Source organism: Lichenicola sp. GTC18331, from assembly GCF_055386855.1.
Genome location: NZ_AP045015.1, coordinates 1,141,497 through 1,160,498 on the forward strand (window position 1 = coordinate 1,141,497; position 19,002 = coordinate 1,160,498).

Annotated in this window: 14 protein-coding genes; 4 read left to right on the forward strand and 10 right to left on the reverse strand. The window is 68.7% G+C overall.

All coding sequences use genetic code 11. The annotated features are described in order from the left end of the window. Window positions 1–23: 23 nt before the first annotated feature. From ACZ5BM_RS05325 to ACZ5BM_RS05335, 3 genes are all read right to left on the reverse strand, one after another. On the reverse strand, window positions 24–2,669 hold the full coding sequence (locus ACZ5BM_RS05325) for a hypothetical protein (protein ID WP_498910355.1): 2,646 nt from the start codon (window positions 2,667–2,669) through the stop codon (window positions 24–26). Between the two features lie 91 nt (window positions 2,670–2,760). Then, on the reverse strand, window positions 2,761–3,615 hold the full coding sequence (locus tag ACZ5BM_RS05330; RefSeq protein WP_498910356.1) for an HAD family hydrolase: 855 nt from the start codon (window positions 3,613–3,615) through the stop codon (window positions 2,761–2,763). After that, window positions 3,612–4,679, reverse strand: a complete 1,068-nt coding sequence (locus ACZ5BM_RS05335; protein WP_498910358.1) for a dihydroorotate dehydrogenase 2 — start codon at window positions 4,677–4,679, stop codon at window positions 3,612–3,614. Before ACZ5BM_RS05335 ends, ACZ5BM_RS05330 begins: the two co-directional genes overlap by 4 nt. 66 nt (window positions 4,680–4,745) lie before the next feature. Between ACZ5BM_RS05335 and ACZ5BM_RS05340 the strand changes: the two genes are divergently transcribed. Then, window positions 4,746–4,991: a hypothetical protein gene (locus ACZ5BM_RS05340; protein WP_498910360.1), complete on the forward strand. Its 246-nt coding sequence runs from the start codon at window positions 4,746–4,748 to the stop codon at window positions 4,989–4,991. Between the two features lie 22 nt (window positions 4,992–5,013). After that, entirely contained in the window at window positions 5,014–5,610 is a 597-nt protein-coding gene (locus ACZ5BM_RS05345) for a helix-turn-helix domain-containing protein (protein WP_498910362.1), read from the forward strand. Window positions 5,611–5,756: 146 nt separating this feature from the next. Here the strand turns inward: ACZ5BM_RS05345 and ACZ5BM_RS05350 are convergent, their stop codons facing one another. The 6 genes from ACZ5BM_RS05350 to gmk form a co-directional block, all read right to left on the reverse strand. Next, complete coding sequence (locus tag ACZ5BM_RS05350) at window positions 5,757–6,599, reverse strand: hypothetical protein (RefSeq protein WP_498910364.1); 843 nt, start codon at window positions 6,597–6,599, stop codon at window positions 5,757–5,759. Window positions 6,600–6,766: 167 nt separating this feature from the next. Next, entirely contained in the window at window positions 6,767–7,906 is a 1,140-nt protein-coding gene (locus ACZ5BM_RS05355; protein WP_498910366.1) for a glycosyltransferase family 61 protein, read from the reverse strand. Between the two features lie 26 nt (window positions 7,907–7,932). Then, window positions 7,933–9,441: a replicative DNA helicase gene (locus ACZ5BM_RS05360; RefSeq protein ID WP_498910368.1), complete on the reverse strand. Its 1,509-nt coding sequence runs from the start codon at window positions 9,439–9,441 to the stop codon at window positions 7,933–7,935. 152 nt (window positions 9,442–9,593) lie between these two features. Beyond that, window positions 9,594–10,814 carry an AGE family epimerase/isomerase gene (locus ACZ5BM_RS05365; RefSeq protein ID WP_498911496.1) on the reverse strand — a complete coding sequence of 407 codons (1,221 nt, stop codon included), beginning with the start codon at window positions 10,812–10,814 and terminating at the stop codon, window positions 9,594–9,596. A 43-nt stretch (window positions 10,815–10,857) separates the two neighbouring features. Beyond that, a complete protein-coding gene (gene rfaE1, locus ACZ5BM_RS05370; protein ID WP_498910370.1) occupies window positions 10,858–12,336 on the reverse strand; it encodes a bifunctional HldE family protein in 1,479 nt (492 codons plus the stop codon). A 71-nt stretch (window positions 12,337–12,407) separates the two neighbouring features. Continuing rightward, complete coding sequence (gmk, locus tag ACZ5BM_RS05375; protein WP_498911498.1) at window positions 12,408–13,064, reverse strand: guanylate kinase; 657 nt, start codon at window positions 13,062–13,064, stop codon at window positions 12,408–12,410. Between the two features lie 308 nt (window positions 13,065–13,372). Here gmk and ACZ5BM_RS05380 point away from each other — a divergent pair, with 308 nt between their 5' ends. Then, on the forward strand, window positions 13,373–15,799 hold the full coding sequence (locus tag ACZ5BM_RS05380; protein WP_498910372.1) for a TonB-dependent receptor: 2,427 nt from the start codon (window positions 13,373–13,375) through the stop codon (window positions 15,797–15,799). 85 nt (window positions 15,800–15,884) lie between these two features. Here the strand turns inward: ACZ5BM_RS05380 and purD are convergent, their stop codons facing one another. Next, window positions 15,885–17,183 carry a phosphoribosylamine--glycine ligase gene (purD, locus tag ACZ5BM_RS05385; protein ID WP_498910374.1) on the reverse strand — a complete coding sequence of 433 codons (1,299 nt, stop codon included), beginning with the start codon at window positions 17,181–17,183 and terminating at the stop codon, window positions 15,885–15,887. 63 nt (window positions 17,184–17,246) lie between these two features. Between purD and xseA the strand changes: the two genes are divergently transcribed. After that, window positions 17,247–18,860 carry an exodeoxyribonuclease VII large subunit gene (xseA, locus tag ACZ5BM_RS05390; RefSeq protein ID WP_498910375.1) on the forward strand — a complete coding sequence of 538 codons (1,614 nt, stop codon included), beginning with the start codon at window positions 17,247–17,249 and terminating at the stop codon, window positions 18,858–18,860. Window positions 18,861–19,002: the final 142 nt, after the last annotated feature.

The window sequence follows — 19,002 nt, forward strand, 5'->3', positions numbered from 1 at the left end:
GGGAATATCATTCACGGTGTAATTTAATCGGCCCGCCCGTCTCCGCGACGCCGGAATCCGGCCACCAGCATCCCGAGTCCGATCGCGAGTCCGATCCAGGCCAGCGGCGCCCCGGGCGGGGCGAATGCGAACCGGACCACCGACCGCCCGGCCGGGATGTCCACGGCCTGGAACAGCCCGCCCCAGGCCCGGGGCGTGGCCGGAACGCCGTTCACGGTCGCCCGCCAGCCGGGAAGCATCAGTTCGCGGCGGATCAGGGTGGATGGGTGCGGGCATTCGCTCCGTACCGTGTCCAGCCCGCTCCGGCCGACGGTGCAGCCCGGGGCTTCGGCATAGGGGGACGGGGATGGCAGGCGATACAGGTCGCCGTTCGCGCCGGAGAACACCAGGCGCGGCATGGTCGCGTTGTTGTCCAGGGTAAGGGCCGGCGCCCGGCCCCAGGGGGCATTCCGGAACCAGATCATCAGCGGGCTGTGCGCGCCATCCAGCCGGAGGGTGAGGTGCAGCGTTTCGCCCGCCTCCACCGTGAAGGGATGCGGGAAGCGGATCGCCAGCGCGCTGTTGTCCGGCGTCGCGGCCACCGAGCCGCTGCCGTCCACGCAGGCGCCGTCGCCGTCACAGACGCGCAGCAGAAGGGTGCCGTCCGACCGGCCGCGATAGGTGCCGACCAGCAGGAAGGCCCGGTCCGCCGTCATCGCCGGGAAATGGGCGGCGTCGATGGTCAGCACGGCGCCGGGTGCCAGTTCATCCCCGCCCGCCGCCTGGTCCGTCACCCCGTCCTGCCCGCGTCCGGCGATCGGAAAACCATGCGGCGTCAGCACCAGCCCGACGCCGAGCGCCTCGAACCGGTCGCGCGACAACAGGAGGGCGTCGGCGAGAAACGGACGGCCCTGCGCATCGAACGGGGAGAACCCGTTGAAGGACAGCGTATCGACACCGGGGCCGAAATCGTGCCGGATACGCTTGATCCACGCATCCGGCATCGGCACGCCGTTATGGTTGATGCCGCGCAGCCCATAGGCCGCATTCACGTTCGGCGGCAGCGGGCCGATGGTGACCATGCGATCCTGGCCGATCTCCTTGCGCAGCGCCTGCAGCAATGCGGTGTCCGGTTTGGGCGGCCGCATGGTCGAGAGCAGCGGAAAACAGAACAGCAGCAAGGTCTCGAGCACGGCCAGGACGAGCAGCGCGCGCGGCCGGGCCTGACGTGCCAGCAGGAAGACGGCCGCGGCCAGCAGGCCGAAACCGAACAGGAGCGATCCCGCCTGATACTGGACGGTGCTCAGCGGCCCGTTCGACACCGCGAGAAGAGCCGAGCGCAGCGGACGATCGAGACGCCAGCCGATCGCGGTCGCGGCGAGCACCGCCAGGGCGGCGGCGATGCCCCGAAGCAGCATCGCCCTGCGCCGGACCCGATCCGCCCCGATCGACAGCAGATCGTTCAACGCGAGCGCGGCCAGGACCAGCATGGCGAACGCGGCCAAAGGCGGGGAATACCGGAACGCGAAGATGTTCCGCATGCCCGGGATCAGGTCGAGCAGCGGCGTCACGCCCGGAACCGCGCCCTGCTTGCAGATCACCGCCGCGACCACGGCGGCGAGCAGGACGCGCAGCCCCCGCTCTCCCGGAAGCGTCACCGACAGCAGCGCCAGCCAGACCAGCAGCACGCCGTAGTACCCGCCCATGGACCACCACACCGTGGCCGAGCCGTAGAAGATCGGCCCGTTGAGGACGGGGAACAGCAGCATGATCCAGCCGGAAAGCGGCAGCGCCGTGTCGTTGGCGCCGGCATGGGCGCCGACGAAGGCGTCCGGCATGTAGGACAGGAAGGCGAGAAGCTGCGGCCCGGCCAGAAGCAGCGCGGTGACGCCGCCCAGCGCGATACCGGCGACGAGACGGAGCCTGTTCCGCTTCTGCTGCGCGACCCGCAGCGCCGCCCAGGAGATCACCAGCAGACCGAGCAGGTACGTCGTTTCGGGAAACCCGGACAGCAGCATCCAGGCGGAGCCGAGCGCCAGCCATCCCCAGCCGCCGACACTGTGCCGCGCGCGCAGGCGTTCCAGCCCGAGCAGCGCCATCGGCAGAAAGGCCAGCGGTTCGCTGGGACCGTCCGACGCCCAGGCGAACGTGCCGTTGAACGCCCAGATCAGGCCGCCGGTCAGGACCACGGAGGAGCGCAGCCCCATCGCGCGCAGCAGGCCGCGCGTGGACAGGCCGGCGACGATCTGCAGCGACAGCTTCATCCAGAGAAGCCCGTTGGGCAGCGCCGTCAGCAGAACGAAAGGCAGAAAGAACGCCGCCGGCTGATATTCGCCGGCCAGGGGCATGCCGACGCCGTTATAGGGGTTCCACCACGGCACGATGCCGTGCAGCCAGTCGCGCGCCACCAGCCGGCCGAGCGCCTCGACGATCACCCCGGCGCATCCGTCGATCCAGCCCGGCATGCCGGGGATCAGCCCGCCCTGGGTCCATTGCCGCACCGGATCGCTCAGGCCGAAGAACAGGGCGTTCGGGTCGGACGACACGAGGCCGAGCAGCTCCGGCGCGTGCACCAGGACCGGCAGGGCGATCAGGACCGCGATCGGCCAGATCGAGCGTCGGCGGTGCGGACCGGGCGGTTTTCCGGGTCGTTGTCCGGGTTGCTGTTTGGGCGACGGTTCCGGGCTCATGCGCCGGACGGTCCCGTCGCCGGTGCGCGATCGGCGACCGCGCGCATGCCTGCGCCGCCGCCGGCCATCGGGCCTCCCTTTGGGCCGGTCACTACCAGATCATGCGGGCGATGTTGGCGACCGGCGACAGCGCCAGACGCGCGAGCTCGCGCTCCATCAAACCGCTATCCGCATCCAGCGCCGCGCCGTGGATGCCGCCCAGCACCCAGAGCGAGTCGATCCCGGCCGCCTTGGCGCCTGCGATGTCGGTCGCGAGCGAATCGCCGATCGCCAGGGTGCGGGCGCGATCGGTGCCGAGCATGCGCAGGACCGGCTGATAGATCGCCGGATCGGGCTTGCCGATCTGACGCACCTCGCCGCCCATCTCGGCATAGATCCGGGCGAGCCATCCGGCGCAGATGATGCGCTTACCGGCCCGGATCACTTCCAGATCGGGATTGGCGCACAGCATCGGCAGGGACAGCTCGGCGCAACGGCGCAGCCCGGGCAGATAGGGCGCGGGATCGCTTTCCCCCAGCGTGTCGTCCGGTCCGGTGTTCAGCACGAAATCGGCGCCGTCCGGTCCGGCGGTGCGCTCCAGGGACAAGCCCTCGAACAGGTTGGAATCCTTGTCCGGCCCCAGATGCCAGCAACGCCGGCCGAGCGCCCGGAACCAGTCGTCCGGCGGGTCGAGCAGCGCCATGCGGGTGGCTTCGCCGCTGGTCAGGATGCCGGTGTAGCAATCGTCCGGCACGCCGATGCGACGCAGCGTGTCCTGCACCGGCGCCAGGCGGCGCGGCGCGTTGGACAGCAGCACCACGCGCTTGTTCTCCGCGCGCAGCCTGTGCAGGCATTCCACCGCGCCGGGATAGGGGTCGATGCCGTCATGCACCACGCCCCACAGATCGACGATGAAGCCGTCGTAATCGGGAGCGAGCGCGTGGAGCCCGTCGATCGGACGGCTCATGCGCGGTGCTTTTCCGGCAGGGCGGTGCCGCGCGCCGCGGCGAGATCGGGGAAGCCGGATGCGCGCAGGGCGGCGCGCAGTTCTCGTTTGAGCCGGGGCAGCATGGCCGGTCCTTCGATGCTGAAGCGTGTGTAGACCTGCACCAGATCGGCGCCGGCCCGGATCTTGTCGAGAATGTCGGCGCCGCAGGAAATGCCGCCACAGCCGATCAAAGCGAGGCGTCCGGCGGACAGGGACGCGACCCTGGCCAGCATCTCCGTGCTGCGCGCCCGCAGCGGCGCGCCGGACAGGCCGCCCGCTTCGCCGGCGTGCCGTCCGCGCAGATGCGGCGGCCGGGCCAGCAGGGTGTTGGACACGATCAACCCGTCCGCGCCGCCCTCGATCACCGCCTCGACGATCGCCTCCAGCGCCTCGTCGGCCAGATCCGGCGCCAGCTTCACCAGCAAAGGCGGACGCATGGAAACGGCGCCGGCCACGGCGGCGAGAACCGCGCGCAACGGCTCCACCTGCTGCAGGGCGCGCAGGCCGGGCGTGTTGGGGGAGCTGACATTGATCACCAGGTAGTCGGCATGCGGCGCCAGCTCCTGCACCAGGGCGGCGTAATCGCGCGGCGGGTCGTCGCTGTTCTTGTTGATGCCGACATTGGCGCCGAACGGCACCGGGATGCCGGCCCCTGCCCTTGCGCTGCGCAGGCGCTGTGCGAAGCGCTCCAGCCCTTCGTTGTTGAAGCCCATGCGGTTGATCACCGCCCCTTCCTCGGGCAGCCGGAACAGGCGCGGCCGCTCGTTGCCCTCCTGCGGCAGGGGGGTGACGGTGCCGGCCTCCACGAAGCCGAACCCGGCCTTCGCCAGCGGGGCAGGCACGCGGCAATCCTTGTCGAACCCGGCGGCGATGCCGATCGGGTTGCTGAAATGCAGCCCCATCGCCGAGACGGCCAGGCCGTCATCCTCGCCCGGACGGGCGGTGCCGCCCAGACCGAGCTGGAGCGCCCGCAGCGCCAGGTGATGGGCTTTCTCGGGATCGAGGCGACGCAGCGCCGGGAGGGCGAGGGTTTGCAGCAGCATGGTCCTTTTCCTGCCCGCTGCGGACGCGGCTTGCAACGCGCAAGCGGGGGAGCGATCCTCCCGCGCATGTGGAACGAGCCCTATCTCGAGACCTGCTGCCGTTCGGCGCTGCACCGTCTGGTGCTGGCCGGCGCATCCGGCCGCCCGGATGCGCGGGAAGCCGATCTGAAGGATGCGCGGTGCCTGGACCGGCTCGTCTCGCTCGGTCTGGCCGCGCATGCGGAAGGAAGTTTCCGCATCACCGCCGAGGGCGTGGAGCGTCATCGCACCGAGATCGGCGAGCCGAAAGCGTCCGGGAAGCGCGCGGCCTGACAGGGACGCGGAGTCGCCTCGGGTGACGCACGAGGAACTCTGGCACGCACTGGATACGCTGGCGGCGGAAAAGGGCCTGTCGCCGTCGGGGCTGGCGCGCGCCGCCGGTCTCGATCCGACCAGCTTCAACCGTTCCAAGCGCACCGGCCCGAACGGGCCGCGCTGGCCGAGCACGGAAAGCCTCGCCCGCGTTCTGGCCGCCACCGGCATCTCGCTCGACGCGTTCGCGACCCTGGTGTCGGGGGCGCGCGTGTTGTCGACGGTGCGATCGCCGCGCAGCCTGGCGGTGCTGTCGTTCTCCGTTCTGTCAACTGTTCCGCCGAGTGCCGCCATCTTGCGCACCGCACGCGACCGGATCGCGCCGCCCTGGGGCAGCGCGGACACGGACTATCTGGTGCGGCTGGACGATTCCCGTTTCGCGCCGATGATTCCCCGGGACGCCTTGTTGCTGGTCTCGCCCGGTCGGGAGGTGCTGCCGGACGACCGCGCGATCGCGTTTCCGGCGGACGGCGCGGTCTGCGTTCTGGCGACGCAGGACGCATCGCGGCGTCTGGACGACGGCGACGTGCTGGCAGCCAACTGCCCCGTCCATAGGATCGGTTGGATCGGTTTACCGTAGCACTGGAAGAGTGTTCTTTCTTGAAAGAAAGAACCAAAGAACTTCTGGTTGTTTACCGACTTCCCGCCGGTTCTTCATACCAAAACAAACAAAAATCTTTTTGCTTCTTTTTCTTCAGAAAAAGAAGACCCTGCCTGCAGACACCCTCACCCGCCCGCCCATTTCGCCGCCAGCGGCCCGATCTCGATCGCGATCCCGCCCAGCGCCTTGATCCGCCCGGCATAGATCGCCCCGAGCGGCCCAGGCGCCGACACAAGGAACACGGCGCCGGGGCACGGCACGGACAGCGCCTCCAGCGTGGCCGCGTGGCGTTCCGGCAGGAAGTCGTGCGGATCGGCGCCGTCTCCGACCATGTCCTCGGTCACGGGAAAGACGGCCTCGCGCGGCACGCAGACATAGCGCGTGTCGCGCACGCCGCAGAAATGCGACAGCTTGCGGAACATGGCCGGATGCGCACCGATGAAACCCAGGAACGGCAGGCCGGCCAGGAGGGTGCGGAGATAGGGCACGATCCGGTGCATCCGCTCGACCAGCCCGGTCTCGGCGAACAGCGCGTCGGTTTCGCTCACCACGCTCCGGCGCAGGATCGCCAGCGCGCCGAGATCGGCATCGTCGATCGATTCGGCCATGCCGGGCAGGCAAACGATGTCGGCGTCCCGCACCGCACCGGTGAAGGCGTCGCCCAGAGATGCGAGCAGGGGGCTTCCGGCCTGTTCCGCGGGCGTGCCGAACCAGACGCGCCAGCCTTCGTCCAGCAGCGCCCGTCTTTGCGCCGGATCGAGCAGGCGGCGGGTGGAACGGTCGATCGCCGCGACGAAGGCGGCGAGCGGGGCATCCAGAAGCAGAAGCGAGAACGGGCGGGACGCGGCGATCGCGGCCGATACGGCGCCGAGCGCCTGATCGGCGTCGAGCCAGCGCGGCGTCGCCTCGAGCGCCGCGGCGGCACGCAGCGCGCGGTCCCGGTCGATCGCGGCGGAAAGGAGGGCCATGGGAGTGGACCGGGACGGCGGCGCGGCCGGATCGAGACGATCATCCTGCATCGTGTTTCGGAGCGCCTCGTTGTCCACTGCGTTTTCGTAACGAGGACCATTGCGGATGAACCGCCCCGCCCGCAAGACCGGCATCGCCGGGGCGACCCGTTCCCGGGGTGCGGGGATCAGTCCGGACGGAGAAACGACGCCAACGCGGCCTCCAGCCGGTCGGCCGAGAAACCGGCGTCGCCGGTATCGAGATAGCGATAGGGACTGCGGCCGGCGCGGGCCGCCAACAGAAACCAGGGGCGCAGACGGCGCCCGCCATCGAGCGGCTTGTTCAGTTCGAGCACGCGCAGCGCGCCCCTGTGGAACAGCATGTTGCAGAGCCCGGCCCCGTGCGGCGACATCAGATGCGTGGCACCGCCGATGATCGAGACCTGGCGGTGCAGGTCGAGGCCCTCGAAACTCAGCCTGGCGAAGCCATGGCGTTCGGCGGCCGCGTCGATCAGATCGGACGCCGGATCGTCCAGGCGGCTGGCGACGGCACGGGTGCGGGCGAGATAGACCCGCTTCGCCAACGGTTCGGCGGCTTGCGGCGCGACGGCCGTGCCGGCGACGGATTTCGACATCGTCTCGAACACCGCGCGGAACTCGTCGAGATGCATGATGTCCGTGGGTTCGCCGGGGCTGGTCCAGAACAGGTGGGTCCGTTTCGCGCGATAGATCCCGGGCGGATACAGGGTGACGCGCGCGGACAGGCCGCTGGCCTCGATGCATTGTTCGAACACGGTCCGGGTGAACGATGCCGGGCGTTCCGTCGTGTTGGCGTCGTAATCCGGCAGGGCGATCGCGACCGACGGGTCGAGCCGTCGCGCGGCAAGAAACGATTTGGCGAGGCCGAAGCACAGGAAATGAAAATAATTGCGCCATGCGCCGTCGAACCCGACGAACACGTCCTCGACCTGTTGCACGGGGCCGGCATCGACCGCGGTCTCGTCCTGCTCCCCGGCTTCGCGCAGATCGCGGAACGCGGCCGTCTGGACGATCGGACGCCCGTCCGCCGTCAGCACGGTGCCGTCCAGCCGATGGCCGACGAAGAACGATCCGTTCTCGACGACGACGTGCAGCAAACGCACGGGAGGAACGACGGTCCGGCCGTCGAACCGCGACAGCGAGGCGCCTTTCAGCCCTTCCAGCAACCCCGCGTGATCCTGACCGGGAAACGCATCCGGCGGCAGATCGAACGGCCGCATCTCCTGCTCGCGGAGGATGCGGACCGGCAGCGAGCGCAATTCGATGAATCTGCCGACGGAGATCGTCATGGGCGCCATCCGATCCTCGGCCGAGTTCAGGTCCCGTGCACGGTATCCAGATCGGCGAAACGGGTGAATTCGCCTTCGAAGAACAGATCGATCTTGCCGGTGGGACCGTGACGTTGCTTCTCCAGCAGAAGCTCGGCCTTGTTGTGCGCTTCTTCCATTTTCCGCAACCAAGCCTCGTGAGCGACATGATATTTGTCAGTGCTGTCGAACATGGTCGTCTTTGGCATGCGCTGCTGCAAATAATACTCGTCTCGGTACACGAACATCACCGCGTCCGCGTCCTGTTCGATCGAGCCGGATTCACGCAGATCGGAGAGCTGCGGCCGTTTGTCCTCGCGGCTTTCCACCTGGCGCGAGAGCTGGGAGAGTGCCAGGACCGGAACCTCCAGCTCCTTGGCGATCGCTTTCAGCCCTTGCGTGATCATGGAGATTTCGAGAACGCGGTTGTCCGGCTTGGTGCCGACCGCCGGACGCATGAGCTGGAGGTAATCGACCACCACCAGGCTCAGCCCCTTGGTGCGGGCCAGACGGCGGCAGCGCGTGCGCATGGCCGAAAGCGAGATCGCCGGGGTGTCGTCGATATGCAGCGGCAGCGCCTGCAACTCGCGGCTCACCAGCACGAAGCGATCGAATTCCTTCTGCCCGATCTCGCCGCGGCGGATGCGCTCGCCGGACACGCGGCTTTCTTCCGACAGCAGACGCGTGGCGAGCTGTTCGGCGCTCATTTCCAGCGAGAAGAACGCGACCGAGCCGCGCGGCATGGTGCCGGTTTCGCGCCCCTGCACCAGGAGCGAGCGCGCGGCGCCGAAGGCGATCTTGGTGGCGAGCGCGGTCTTTCCCATCGCCGGACGGCCGGCCAGGATCAGCAGATCGGACGGATGCAGGCCGCCGGTCTTCTTGTCCAGATCGCGCAGGCCGGTGGTGAGGCCGCTGACGGCGCCGGTGCGGTGGAACGCCTTCTCGGCCACGGAGATCGCGTCGGTGAGCGCGCGTTCGAAGGTGACGAAGCCGCCATCCTGACCCTTCTCCGTGGCCAGCTTGAACAGCGTTTCCTCGGCCGCCTCGATCTGCTTGGCGCCGTCCAGCTCCGGGTCGCGCCCGAACGCGTTGTTGACCACGGTTTCGCCGACATCGATCAGCTGACGCCTGATCCAGGCATCGTGGATCGCGCGGCCGTATTCGCCGGCATTGATGATGCCGACCATGGCGGTCAGCAGCTGGGCCAGATAGGCGGTGCCGCCGACCTCGTCGAGCAGGCCGGAATGTTCGAACTCGCCGCGCAGCGTGATGGCGTCGGCGAGCTGTCCGGCCTCGATCCGGCGCACGATCGACTGGAAGATCCGGCCATGGATCGGGTCGATGAAGTGCTCGGGGATCAGGAATTCGGCGACGCGTTCATAGGCCTTGTTGTTGGCCAGAAGCGCGCCCAGCAGCGCCTGTTCGGCTGCCGCGTTGGACGGCGGCAGGCGCTGCGACAGGCCCAGAAGGGCGCCGTCCGCGGTCTGGTCGTTAGGGGCGCGTCCGATGCTGTTCATCGGGGGAGGATAGAGCAACGGCCGGCCGGATTGAACCGGCGATCTGCTCCGGCGGACCGGCCCGACGTGTCGAGATCAGGGCGTTCAGGACCTAAATGATTGCAAACGCTCGATGATTTCGAGCGCACGTTCCCGCCGCGCCCGTTCGGCACTCAGAACCCGGTGAGTGTTTCCGGCTCGTCCGGGCGGAACACGTCCAGCTCCATCCAGGCGGTGACGATGTGGTAGAACGAGCTGGTCGGGATCATGCGGATCGCCGGGCGGCCGAACGCGTCGAGCTGGTCGATCCAGGTGCCGGGCGGCAGGGTCGTGCTCTCGGGGCCGACCAGGAACCGGTCCAGCAGGTTGCCGGCGCTGTCCAGCACCGTGTCGATCGCCGATGCCGCTTCCGTCGCGGTGTCGGCGCGCCTGTGCAGGACCGTACCGGCTCGCAGCAGCTCGCCCTGCGGCCACAAGCGCGACGATCCGCGCAGCAGGCGGCCGTCGCGGGCGATGGCGTCGCGCATCAGCCCGGTCTCATGCCCGACGCCGTGCCCGTCCCGGACCCGGTCCAGCGCCCGGATCGCCCGGTCGGCGAGCGGATCGCCGAACAGGGCGTCCGCCCGGTCGAGCAGCCATATCCATTCCATCTGGTGGCCCGGCTCGACCAGATCGCCATCCATGCCGCCGGCCCGGTGCAGCGCCTGATCGAAATGCTCGGCCAGCGTACCGCTTTCGGGATCGAAGAAGCGCTCGTGGAACAAAGCCACCAGCTCGCGCGCCAGTTCGGCCCAGCGCGCATCGCCGCTCACCTCGAACAGCGCCACGGCCGCTTCCAGCAGATGCATATGCGGGTTCTGCAGCCGCCAGCCCGGCTCCGTCGGCATTACGTGATGGAAGCCGCCGCCCGGATGCGTCATCTCGCGGCGCAGGAATGCGAGGGTCCGCTCCGCTTCGCGCAGCGGGCGCGGGTCCTTGAAGACGCGGGCGTGCTGCGACAGGGCGAACAGCACGAAGGCGATGTCGTAGAGATCGGCCGCCTCGTCCACCGGACGGCCCTGCGGCGTCGCCCGCCTGATCCAGTGCCCGTCCGTGGCGCGCCCATGCAGGAGGAGGAAGCGGAAGATGCCCTCCGCCGCACCGGCCGCGCCCGGAACGCCGTGCTCGGCGGCGATGGCATAGACGAACAACTGTCGCGCCTGCACCCGCACGCGGGTGAAGCCGGGAAAGACGGTCGCCCCGTCGAGGGCGATCTGTTCCGCCGCGGGCCGGGATCCGTCCGGCAGTGCCGGGCCGAAGCCGTTCGCGTTCCAGAACGGGAACGCGGTGCCGAACAGCCAGGCCCGGAACCGGTCCCGCGCGCGCCCCAGGGCGGCCGGCCCGCGATCCACCATCCTCACGTCGCAAATTCCACAGACGCGCCGTTCATGACACCGGTCATGCCGTCTCTGCGGGAGCGTCGGCGCGGATGCGACGGATCGTTCCGGTGGTGGAGGTGTCGGGGACCAGACGGGCCAGCACCAGACGGCCGCCATTGGCTTCCACCTCGGCGCGGCCCACCACTTGGTCCGGGGCGTAGTCGGCGCCCTTCACCAGCACGTCGGGCAGGAGAACGCGGATCAGCTCCAGCGGCGTGTCGTCCTCGAATCCGACCACCGCATCGACGTGACGGATGGCGGCGATCACCTGCGCCCGTGCCGCCAGGGTGTTGACCGGACGGGTCGGGCCTTTCAGCCGGGACACGCTGGCGTCGCTGTTCAGCCCGACCACCAGCCGGTCGCAGCTCGCCCGTGCCGCCGCCAGGATCGCGACGTGGCCGGGATGGAGAATGTCGAAGCATCCGTTGGTGAAGCCGACCGACAACCCTTGAGCCTTCCAGCGCGCCACCAGCCCCTGCACGCGGGCCAGGGATTGCAGCCCGGCGATCTGGCCGGCTTCTGCATCCGTCCCGCCATCCAGGGCCTGATCGGTGAGGTCGAGCTCCTCCATCACCTCGTGCAGATCGGCGGTGGCGGTGCCGAGCTTGCCGACCACCACGCCCGCGGCGGCGTTGGCGATGTGCATGCTCTGCTCCAAGGAACGGCCGGAGGCGTGCGACAGCGCCAGCGCCGCGATCACCGTGTCGCCGGCGCCGCTGACGTCGAACACCTCCCGCGCCCGGGACCGCACCGCCAGCGCGGCGTCGCCTCGTTCCACCAGCAGCATGCCCTTCTCGGAGCGGGTCGCCAGGATCGCCCGCGCGCCTGCCTGTTCCATCACCAGACGCGCCGCCCGTTCGACCTCCTCCTCCGTGCCGGCCGGCAGGGAGGCGGCGACGGCCAGTTCGCGGGCGTTGGGGGTGATGCAGGTGGCGCCGCGATAACGGGAGAAGTCGCGCGATTTGGGGTCCACGAACACGGCGATGCCGCGCGCGGCGGCCAGACGGATCGCCTCCTCGATGACGCGCGGCGACAGGACGCCCTTGCCGTAATCGGACAGAAGCAGCACCGAGGCCTCGGCCACATGCGCGGCGATCGCCGCCACCAGCGCGTCTTCCTCGTCCGGCTGGATCGGCAGCAGGCTTTCCTCGTCGGCACGCACCACCTGCTGGTTGGCGGCGATGAAGCGCGTCTTGCAGATGGTCGGACGGGTCGCGGACAGAACGGTGGCGTCGTCCAGACGGTCCATGCCGCCGAGCAGCGAGCGCAGCGACCGGCCCGGCCCGTCATCGCCGATCAGCCCGACCAGGGTCGCCCACCCGCCCAGAGACAGGATGTTGTTGGCGACGTTGCCCACGCCGCCCGGCATCTCGCGCGTATGGGTGAGGCGCAGCACGGGCACGGGCGCCTCGGGCGAGATCCGCTCCATGGCGCCGTACTGGAACCGGTCCAGCATCACGTCGCCGACGCACAGGACGCGCAGGCCGGAGAAATCCATGCTCAGCCGAAGCTCCGAACCGATACCATGCCGTTCCATATCCGTTTTCGGTCCGCCACGCGCCTGCCCGGTCAGCCGAACGAGCGCACCAGCTCCGCCATGCCGGTCTGGCGCGGACGGGCGATCCTGGCCGCCGACAGAACGGCGCGTGCGTCGCCGATCGCCCGGTCGAGCCGGTCGTTGACGATGACGTGGTCGAACTCTTCCCAGTGCGAGATCTCGTCGCGGGCCGCCGCCATGCGATGGGCGATCTCGGCCGGATCGTCCGAGGCGCGGGAGCGCAGCCGTCCTTCCAGGATGGGCAGGGAGGGCGGCAGCACAAACAGGCTCACCACGTCGCCCGGCAAGGCGTCGCGCAGCTGGCGATGGCCCTGCCAGTCGATGTCGAACACCATGTCACGGCCGGAGGCCAGGGCCGCCTCGACCGGCGCGCGCGGCGTGCCGTAGCCGCGGCCGAACACGTTGGCCCATTCCAGCAGCTCGCCGGTCTCGGCCATGCGGTCGAACTCCTCGCGGCTGCGGAAATAGTAATGCACGCCCTCGGTCTCGCCCGGGCGCGGCTGGCGCGTGGTGACGCTGACCGAATGGCGCAGATGGGGGTCGGCGGCGCGGAGCGCATTGGCGATGGTGCTCTTGCCGGCGCCGGACGGTGCGGAGATCACGAAGCAGACGCCACGTCGCTCCGCAGGCGCGGTGTCCGGCCGGCTCCCCGGGCTGGAACGGGCCACCGGAAGCGGGTCGGACGGCGACATGGGCGGGTTCCTCGTTGCGTGCCTGCTTATAGCCCCGGGAAGGCCGGTCGTGAACCGGACCGCGCGGCGGCGCGGGGAGGACGACCGCCAGGTCCCGGAACAACTACGACACCGAACCGACACGCAGCCGTCATACGACTGACCGTGATCGGTCACATTCCGTGTCGATCGCGTTACATCAGCCGACAACATTCCCGGTTGGCCGCGCGCCGGACGGTTTTTCTGTCTCCCTGGTCAGAATTTGCTGCTAGGGCGCGCCATCACTTCGGCTCGGGGAATTCATCATGCGTATTCGCGCAGGGGTCGCCATTCTGCTGACCTCCACCTGCCTGTCCAACGCCGCCTTCGCGCAGCGCGCCGACAAGACGACGAACGCAACATTGCAGAGCGACACTGCGATCTCTTCATCCGGCGCATCCACGCTTGGCTCTCTGCCGACCGACCAGCGCAGCACGGAAAGCATTCGCGTCGTCGGCGTGAATCCGAAGCGCACCGCGATCGGCGGCGGCCTGATGGTGCGCGAGTCCGCGCCGAAATCGGTATCCACCGTCACCAACGCGTTCATCGAGAAGCAGAACCCGGCATCGAACCCGTTCCAGCTGCTGCGCATGCTGCCGGGCGTGAACGTGTCGTCCACCGATCCGATGGGCGCCACCGGCGGCTCGCTGACCATGCGCGGCCTCGGCTCCAGCCAGATCGCGTTCCAGCTCGAAGGCGTTCCGGTCAACGATATCGGCAACGCCGCGACCTATCCGCAGGAGATCGTGGACGCGGAAAACATCGCGCAGATCAAGGTCGAACAGGGTGCGGCCGATCTCGACACGCCGTCGGCCAATGCCAGCGGCGGTGCGGTCAACGTCTATCTGAAGGACCCGGACCTGAAGGCCGGCGGCTTCGCCGACGTGTCCTACGGTTCGTACAGCTTCGTGCGCGGCCTCGTGCGTTTGGAAAGCGGCCTGATCGGCAACACCAATCTGCGCGCCTACGCATCGTATTCGAAATCGAGCGACGTGCACTGGCGCGGTCCCGGCACGGACGACAAGCAGCATGCCGAGCTGAAGGCGGTGAACGACTGGGGCCAGAACAACCGCGTCAGCCTGGCCTTCGTCATCAACCAACTCGACAACAACCAGTATCCGAGCGTCAGTGCCGATAGCTGGCATCGCTACGGCTACGGCGGCAACAATCCGGTCGGCTACACCCTGCCGGGCAACACGGTCTACAACCACAACTACGTCAAGAACGACAGCAACTTCTACCGCGTGCGCGTGAACCCGTTCACCAACATCTATTCGAGCGCACCGTCGAACTTCACCTTGACCGACCATCTGAGCTTCGCGGTGGATCCGTATCTCTGGTACGGCTACGGCAATGGCGGCGGCGCCTATCCGCAGTCGCTCGACAAGATCCAGTTCGGCGCACAGACCTATACCGGCACGCTCGGCAACCAGACGCGCGGCACGGTTCTGGCCTACAACCCGTCCATCACCCAGACCTACCGCCCGGGCGTGGTGTCGAAGTTCACCCTCGATACCGGCATCAACCATGCCGTGCTGGGCTACTGGTTCGAATATTCCTGGCAGCGCCAGACCGGTCCGTACAGCCCGGTCGAGGGCAACGGCCATCCGCTCAACGAGTGGGGCGATTCCAACAATCTCGTGCTGAGCAACGGGCAGTTGCTGCAATACCGCAACACGCTGACGCTCACCCAGATCCACACCGTGTTCGTGGGCGACACGCTGTCGCTGCTGCGCAACAAGCTCGACCTCTCGGCCGGGCTGAAATACTCGATCATCAAGCGCAACGGCACCAACTACCTGCCGAATGTCGGCCAGCGTTACGTCAGCACCGACAACTCGGCGCCGCTGCCGACCGCTTCGGTGAGCTACAACATCAACAGCAGGAACCAGATCTTCGCGTCGGTGACGACGAACTTCAAGACGCCGACCAACTACACGCTGTACGATGCCGGCGTCTACAATCCCAAGACCCGCCAGTATGCGACCCTGGCGAGCCCGAACCAGCGGCCGGAAGTCTCCATCTCGGAGGAACTCGGCTATCGCTACAAGGGCGATCTGATCAACGGATCGGTGACCTATTTCCACTACAACTTCACCAACCGTCAGCTGAGCACCTCGGTGATCGATCCCGCCACCGGCATCATCTACGGCTCCAACATCAGCGCCGGCGGCCAGACCTCGGACGGTGTGGACATGGAGATCGGCACGCGTCCGTTCCATCACTTCCGGCCGTATGCGTCTGCGGAAATCCTGCACACCACCGTGGACAGCAACATCGTCTCTGGCGGCGACTACCTGCCCACCACCGGCAAGCTGGCGCCCAACGCACCGCAGTTCCAGTCGGCAGTCGGCGTCGATTACGACAACGGCTCGCTGTTCGGCGATCTGGACCTGAAATACACCGGCCACCAATATGCCGATTTCATGAACCAGGAAGCCTATAACGGCTACACCACGATCAATGCGGCGCTGGGCTATCGCTTCCACAGCGCCTGGCATCTGAAGACGCCGACGCTGCGTCTCGATCTGCAGAACCTCACCAACGAGAAATATCTCGGCTACGCCAACTCGGTGACCACCAACGCCAAGACCACCAGGGGCGTGTTCGGCACCAGGATCGCGGGCAAGACGCCGCTCTACACGATCGGCGACGGTTTCGCGGCCATCGCCACGCTGTCGGTCGGCTTCTGATCCTTAAAACCCGGCCGTCCCTGCGCGGGGACGGCCGGTTTCGTTTCTTCCCGTCAGAAACCGGAAGGATTCCGTTTCGGCGCGTTCAGGCGATCGCCGCGGCGGCTTCGGCACGCGCCAGGGCCCGCACGCCGATGTCGCGACGGAAGATCCCGTCCGCCCAGTGGATCGCCTCCACGCCGCGATAGGCCCGCTCGCGCGCCTCGCCGAGCGTCGGCGCCGTCGCCATCACGGTCAGGACCCGGCCGCCATTACCGACCAGCGCGCCCTTCTCGTTGCGGGCCGTCGCCGCCTGGAACACGCGCACGCCGGGCAAGGCTTCCGCACGCCAGATCCCGTCGATCACCGCTCCCGTCGCGGCCCGCTCCGGATAGCCGCGCCCGGCCATCACCACCGCCACCGACGCGTCGTCCGAGAACCGCACCTCGGTGCCGGCGAGGCCGCCATCGCACAGGGCGGTCAGAGCCGGCAGCAGATCGGTTTCGAGGCGCGGCAGCAACGCCTGCGCTTCCGGGTCGCCGAAGCGCACGTTGTATTCGATCAGTTTCGGCCCGTCGGCTTCCAGCATCAGCCCGGCGAAGATCACGCCCCGGAACGGCGTGCCGCGCTGGCTCATCTCGCGCAGCATGGGCCGCACCAGCAGATCGAGCGCCAGCTCCTGCGTGTCGCGGTCGAAGAAGGCGGGCGGCGACACGGCGCCCATGCCGCCGGTATTCGGACCGGTATCGTTCTCGCCGATGCGCTTATGGTCCTGCGCCGCGCCGATCAGCACCGCCGTCTCACCGTCGCAGAAGGCGAACAACGAGACCTCGTCGCCGACCAGGCATTCCTCGATCACCACGGCGGCGCCGGCGGTGCCGAGGCCGTTCTCGCGCATCATCATGTCGATCGCCGCTTCCGCCTCGGCCAGGGTCTGCGCCACAACGACGCCCTTGCCGGCGGCGAGGCCGTCCGCCTTGATCACGATCGGCGCGCCGCGACGGCGCACGAACTCCACCGCCGCATCGGCGTCCTCGAAGCGTTCCCAGCGCGCGGTGGGGATGCCGGCGGCGTCGCACACCTCCTTGGTGAAGCTCTTGGAGCCTTCGAGCCGTGCCGCCTCGGCGGTCGGCCCGGCGCAGCGGATTCCGGCGGCGGCGCAGGCATCGGCCAGACCCGCCACCAGCGGCGCTTCCGGCCCCGGCACCACCAGATCGATGCACTCGCGACGGGCCAGCTCGACCAGCGCCTCGACATCGTCCACACGCACTGCAACGTTGGTGCCGAACGACGCCGTGCCCGGATTGCCGGGGGCGATGAACAGCGCCCGGAGCAGCGGCGAGCGGCTCAGCGCGGCGGCCAGCGCGTGTTCCCGTCCGCCCGAGCCCACCAGCAGAACACGCATGCCACTCTCCTTCGTCCCGGCCCGCCCCTCGCGAACCGGGCGGTGGTATCATACCCTGCACGCATGATCGAAACCGTCGCGACGCCGGGGGCCGGCCCCAGCTCCAACCTGCCGGAATACAGCGTCTCGGAAGTGTCCGGCGCGGTGAAGCGGGTGCTGGAAACCTCGTTTTCGCGCATCCGGGTGCGCGGCGAGATCACCGAGTTCAAGCGCTACCCGTCCGGGCATCTTTATTTCTCGCTCAAGGACGAGGGCGGCAAGATCAGCGGCGTGGTCTGGCGCAACAGCGTGGCCAGGCTCGGCCTGCAGCCGGAGAACGGCGTCGAGGTGATCGCCACCGGCCGGATCTCCTCCTATGGCGAGCGGTCCTCCTACCAGCTGATCGTCGAGCGGATGGATTATGCCGGCGAGGGCGCGCTTCTGGCGCGGATCGAGCGGCTGCGGCTGAAGCTGGCGGCGGAAGGGCTGTTCGACGCCGAGCGCAAGCGGCGTCTGCCGTTCCTGCCGGCGCTGATCGGGCTGGTGACGTCGCCGCAGGGCGCGGTGCTGCACGATATCCGCACCACCATCGCCCGCCGCTTCCCCAGGTCTCTGCTTCTCTGGCCGGTGCCGGTGCAGGGCGAAGGGGCTGCCGCGCGCATCGCCGCCGCGATCGAGGGGTTCGACCGGCGCACCGGTCCCGGCACCGGCGTGCCGCGCCCGGATCTGCTGATCGTCGCGCGGGGCGGCGGCAGCCTGGAGGATCTGGCGGCGTTCAGCGACGAGGCGGTGCTGCGCGCCGCCGCGGCGTGCTCGATCCCGCTGATCTCCGCCGTCGGACACGAGACCGACACCACCCTGATCGATTTCGTGTCCGACCGGCGCGCGCCCACCCCCACGGCGGCGGCGGAGATCGCCATCCCGGCGCGTCTGGAGTTGCTGGCCGATCTGTCGCACCGCGCCGCGCGTCTGGAGGCGGGGCTGGGCCGCGCGCTCGAGGCTGCCCGTGCCCGCTACGGCCGCGCCGCCGCCGCCCTGCCCGATCTGCCGACGCTGTTGAACCAGATGCGACAGCGCCTGGACGACCGCGCGCACCGGCTGGAGCTGTCCCTGCCCGGCCAGCTCGACGCACGGCGCCGGACTCTGCGCGATCTGGGCCACCGACTCGATCGGGCGCTGCCGGGTCTGGTCACGCTGCGCCGCGCAGCGCTTCTGGCCGCGGAACGCCATCTGCCCGACCCGCGCCGGCTGATCGAACAGCGACGCGCCCGTCTGGCCGATGCCACGCTCATGCTCGATCGCGCCCGCATCACGCCGACGACATCCGGACGTGCCGCACTGGCGGCGCTGGACCGTCGCCTGCCGGACCCGGAGCGGTTGATCGAGCGCAGCCGCAACCGGTTGGCCTTGTCCGCCAACGGGCTGCAATCCGGTTTGCGTCTGGTGCTGCGCGATGCCGGGGCACGCGGCAAGGATCAGCGCGCTCGGCTGGCCGTGTTGTCGGCGCAGCTCGAAGCCGTGTCGCCGCTGGCCGTGCTGGCGCGTGGCTACGTGCTGGTGCGCGACAAGGACGGGCATGCCGTGACCCAGGCCGGCGCGCTTCGTACCGGCGCGCGGCTGGAGCTTCGCTTCGCCGACGGGACGCGCGCGGTGCGGGTGGAGCCGGATGCGACCGCGCAGGGGGCGTTGGCGCTGTAGAGGAAGAGCCTTCTTTTTCTGGAGAAAAAGAAGCAAAAAGACTTTCGATTGTTTGAGTCGGAGGAGTTCAGCCTTCCTTATTCAAACAACCAAAAATTCTTTGGTTCTTTCTTTCAAGAAAGAACACTCTTCTTCCTAGCGT

What these genes read in the sequence shown, in the direction of transcription:
- ACZ5BM_RS05325 (WP_498910355.1), bottom strand. Translation starts at nt 2,669, where the DNA reads ATGAGCCCGGAACCGTCGCCCAAACAGCAACCCGGACAACGACCCGGA.
- ACZ5BM_RS05330 (WP_498910356.1), bottom strand. Translation starts at nt 3,615, where the DNA reads ATGAGCCGTCCGATCGACGGGCTCCACGCGCTCGCTCCCGATTACGAC.
- ACZ5BM_RS05335 (WP_498910358.1), bottom strand. Translation starts at nt 4,679, where the DNA reads ATGCTGCTGCAAACCCTCGCCCTCCCGGCGCTGCGTCGCCTCGATCCC.
- ACZ5BM_RS05340 (WP_498910360.1), top strand. Translation starts at nt 4,746, where the DNA reads ATGTGGAACGAGCCCTATCTCGAGACCTGCTGCCGTTCGGCGCTGCAC.
- ACZ5BM_RS05350 (WP_498910364.1), bottom strand. Translation starts at nt 6,599, where the DNA reads ATGGCCCTCCTTTCCGCCGCGATCGACCGGGACCGCGCGCTGCGTGCC.
- ACZ5BM_RS05355 (WP_498910366.1), bottom strand. Translation starts at nt 7,906, where the DNA reads ATGACGATCTCCGTCGGCAGATTCATCGAATTGCGCTCGCTGCCGGTC.
- ACZ5BM_RS05360 (WP_498910368.1), bottom strand. Translation starts at nt 9,441, where the DNA reads ATGAACAGCATCGGACGCGCCCCTAACGACCAGACCGCGGACGGCGCC.
- ACZ5BM_RS05365 (WP_498911496.1), bottom strand. Translation starts at nt 10,814, where the DNA reads ATGGTGGATCGCGGGCCGGCCGCCCTGGGGCGCGCGCGGGACCGGTTC.
- rfaE1 (WP_498910370.1), bottom strand. Translation starts at nt 12,336, where the DNA reads ATGGATTTCTCCGGCCTGCGCGTCCTGTGCGTCGGCGACGTGATGCTG.
- ACZ5BM_RS05380 (WP_498910372.1), top strand. Translation starts at nt 13,373, where the DNA reads ATGCGTATTCGCGCAGGGGTCGCCATTCTGCTGACCTCCACCTGCCTG.
- purD (WP_498910374.1), bottom strand. Translation starts at nt 17,183, where the DNA reads ATGCGTGTTCTGCTGGTGGGCTCGGGCGGACGGGAACACGCGCTGGCC.
- xseA (WP_498910375.1), top strand. Translation starts at nt 17,247, where the DNA reads ATGATCGAAACCGTCGCGACGCCGGGGGCCGGCCCCAGCTCCAACCTG.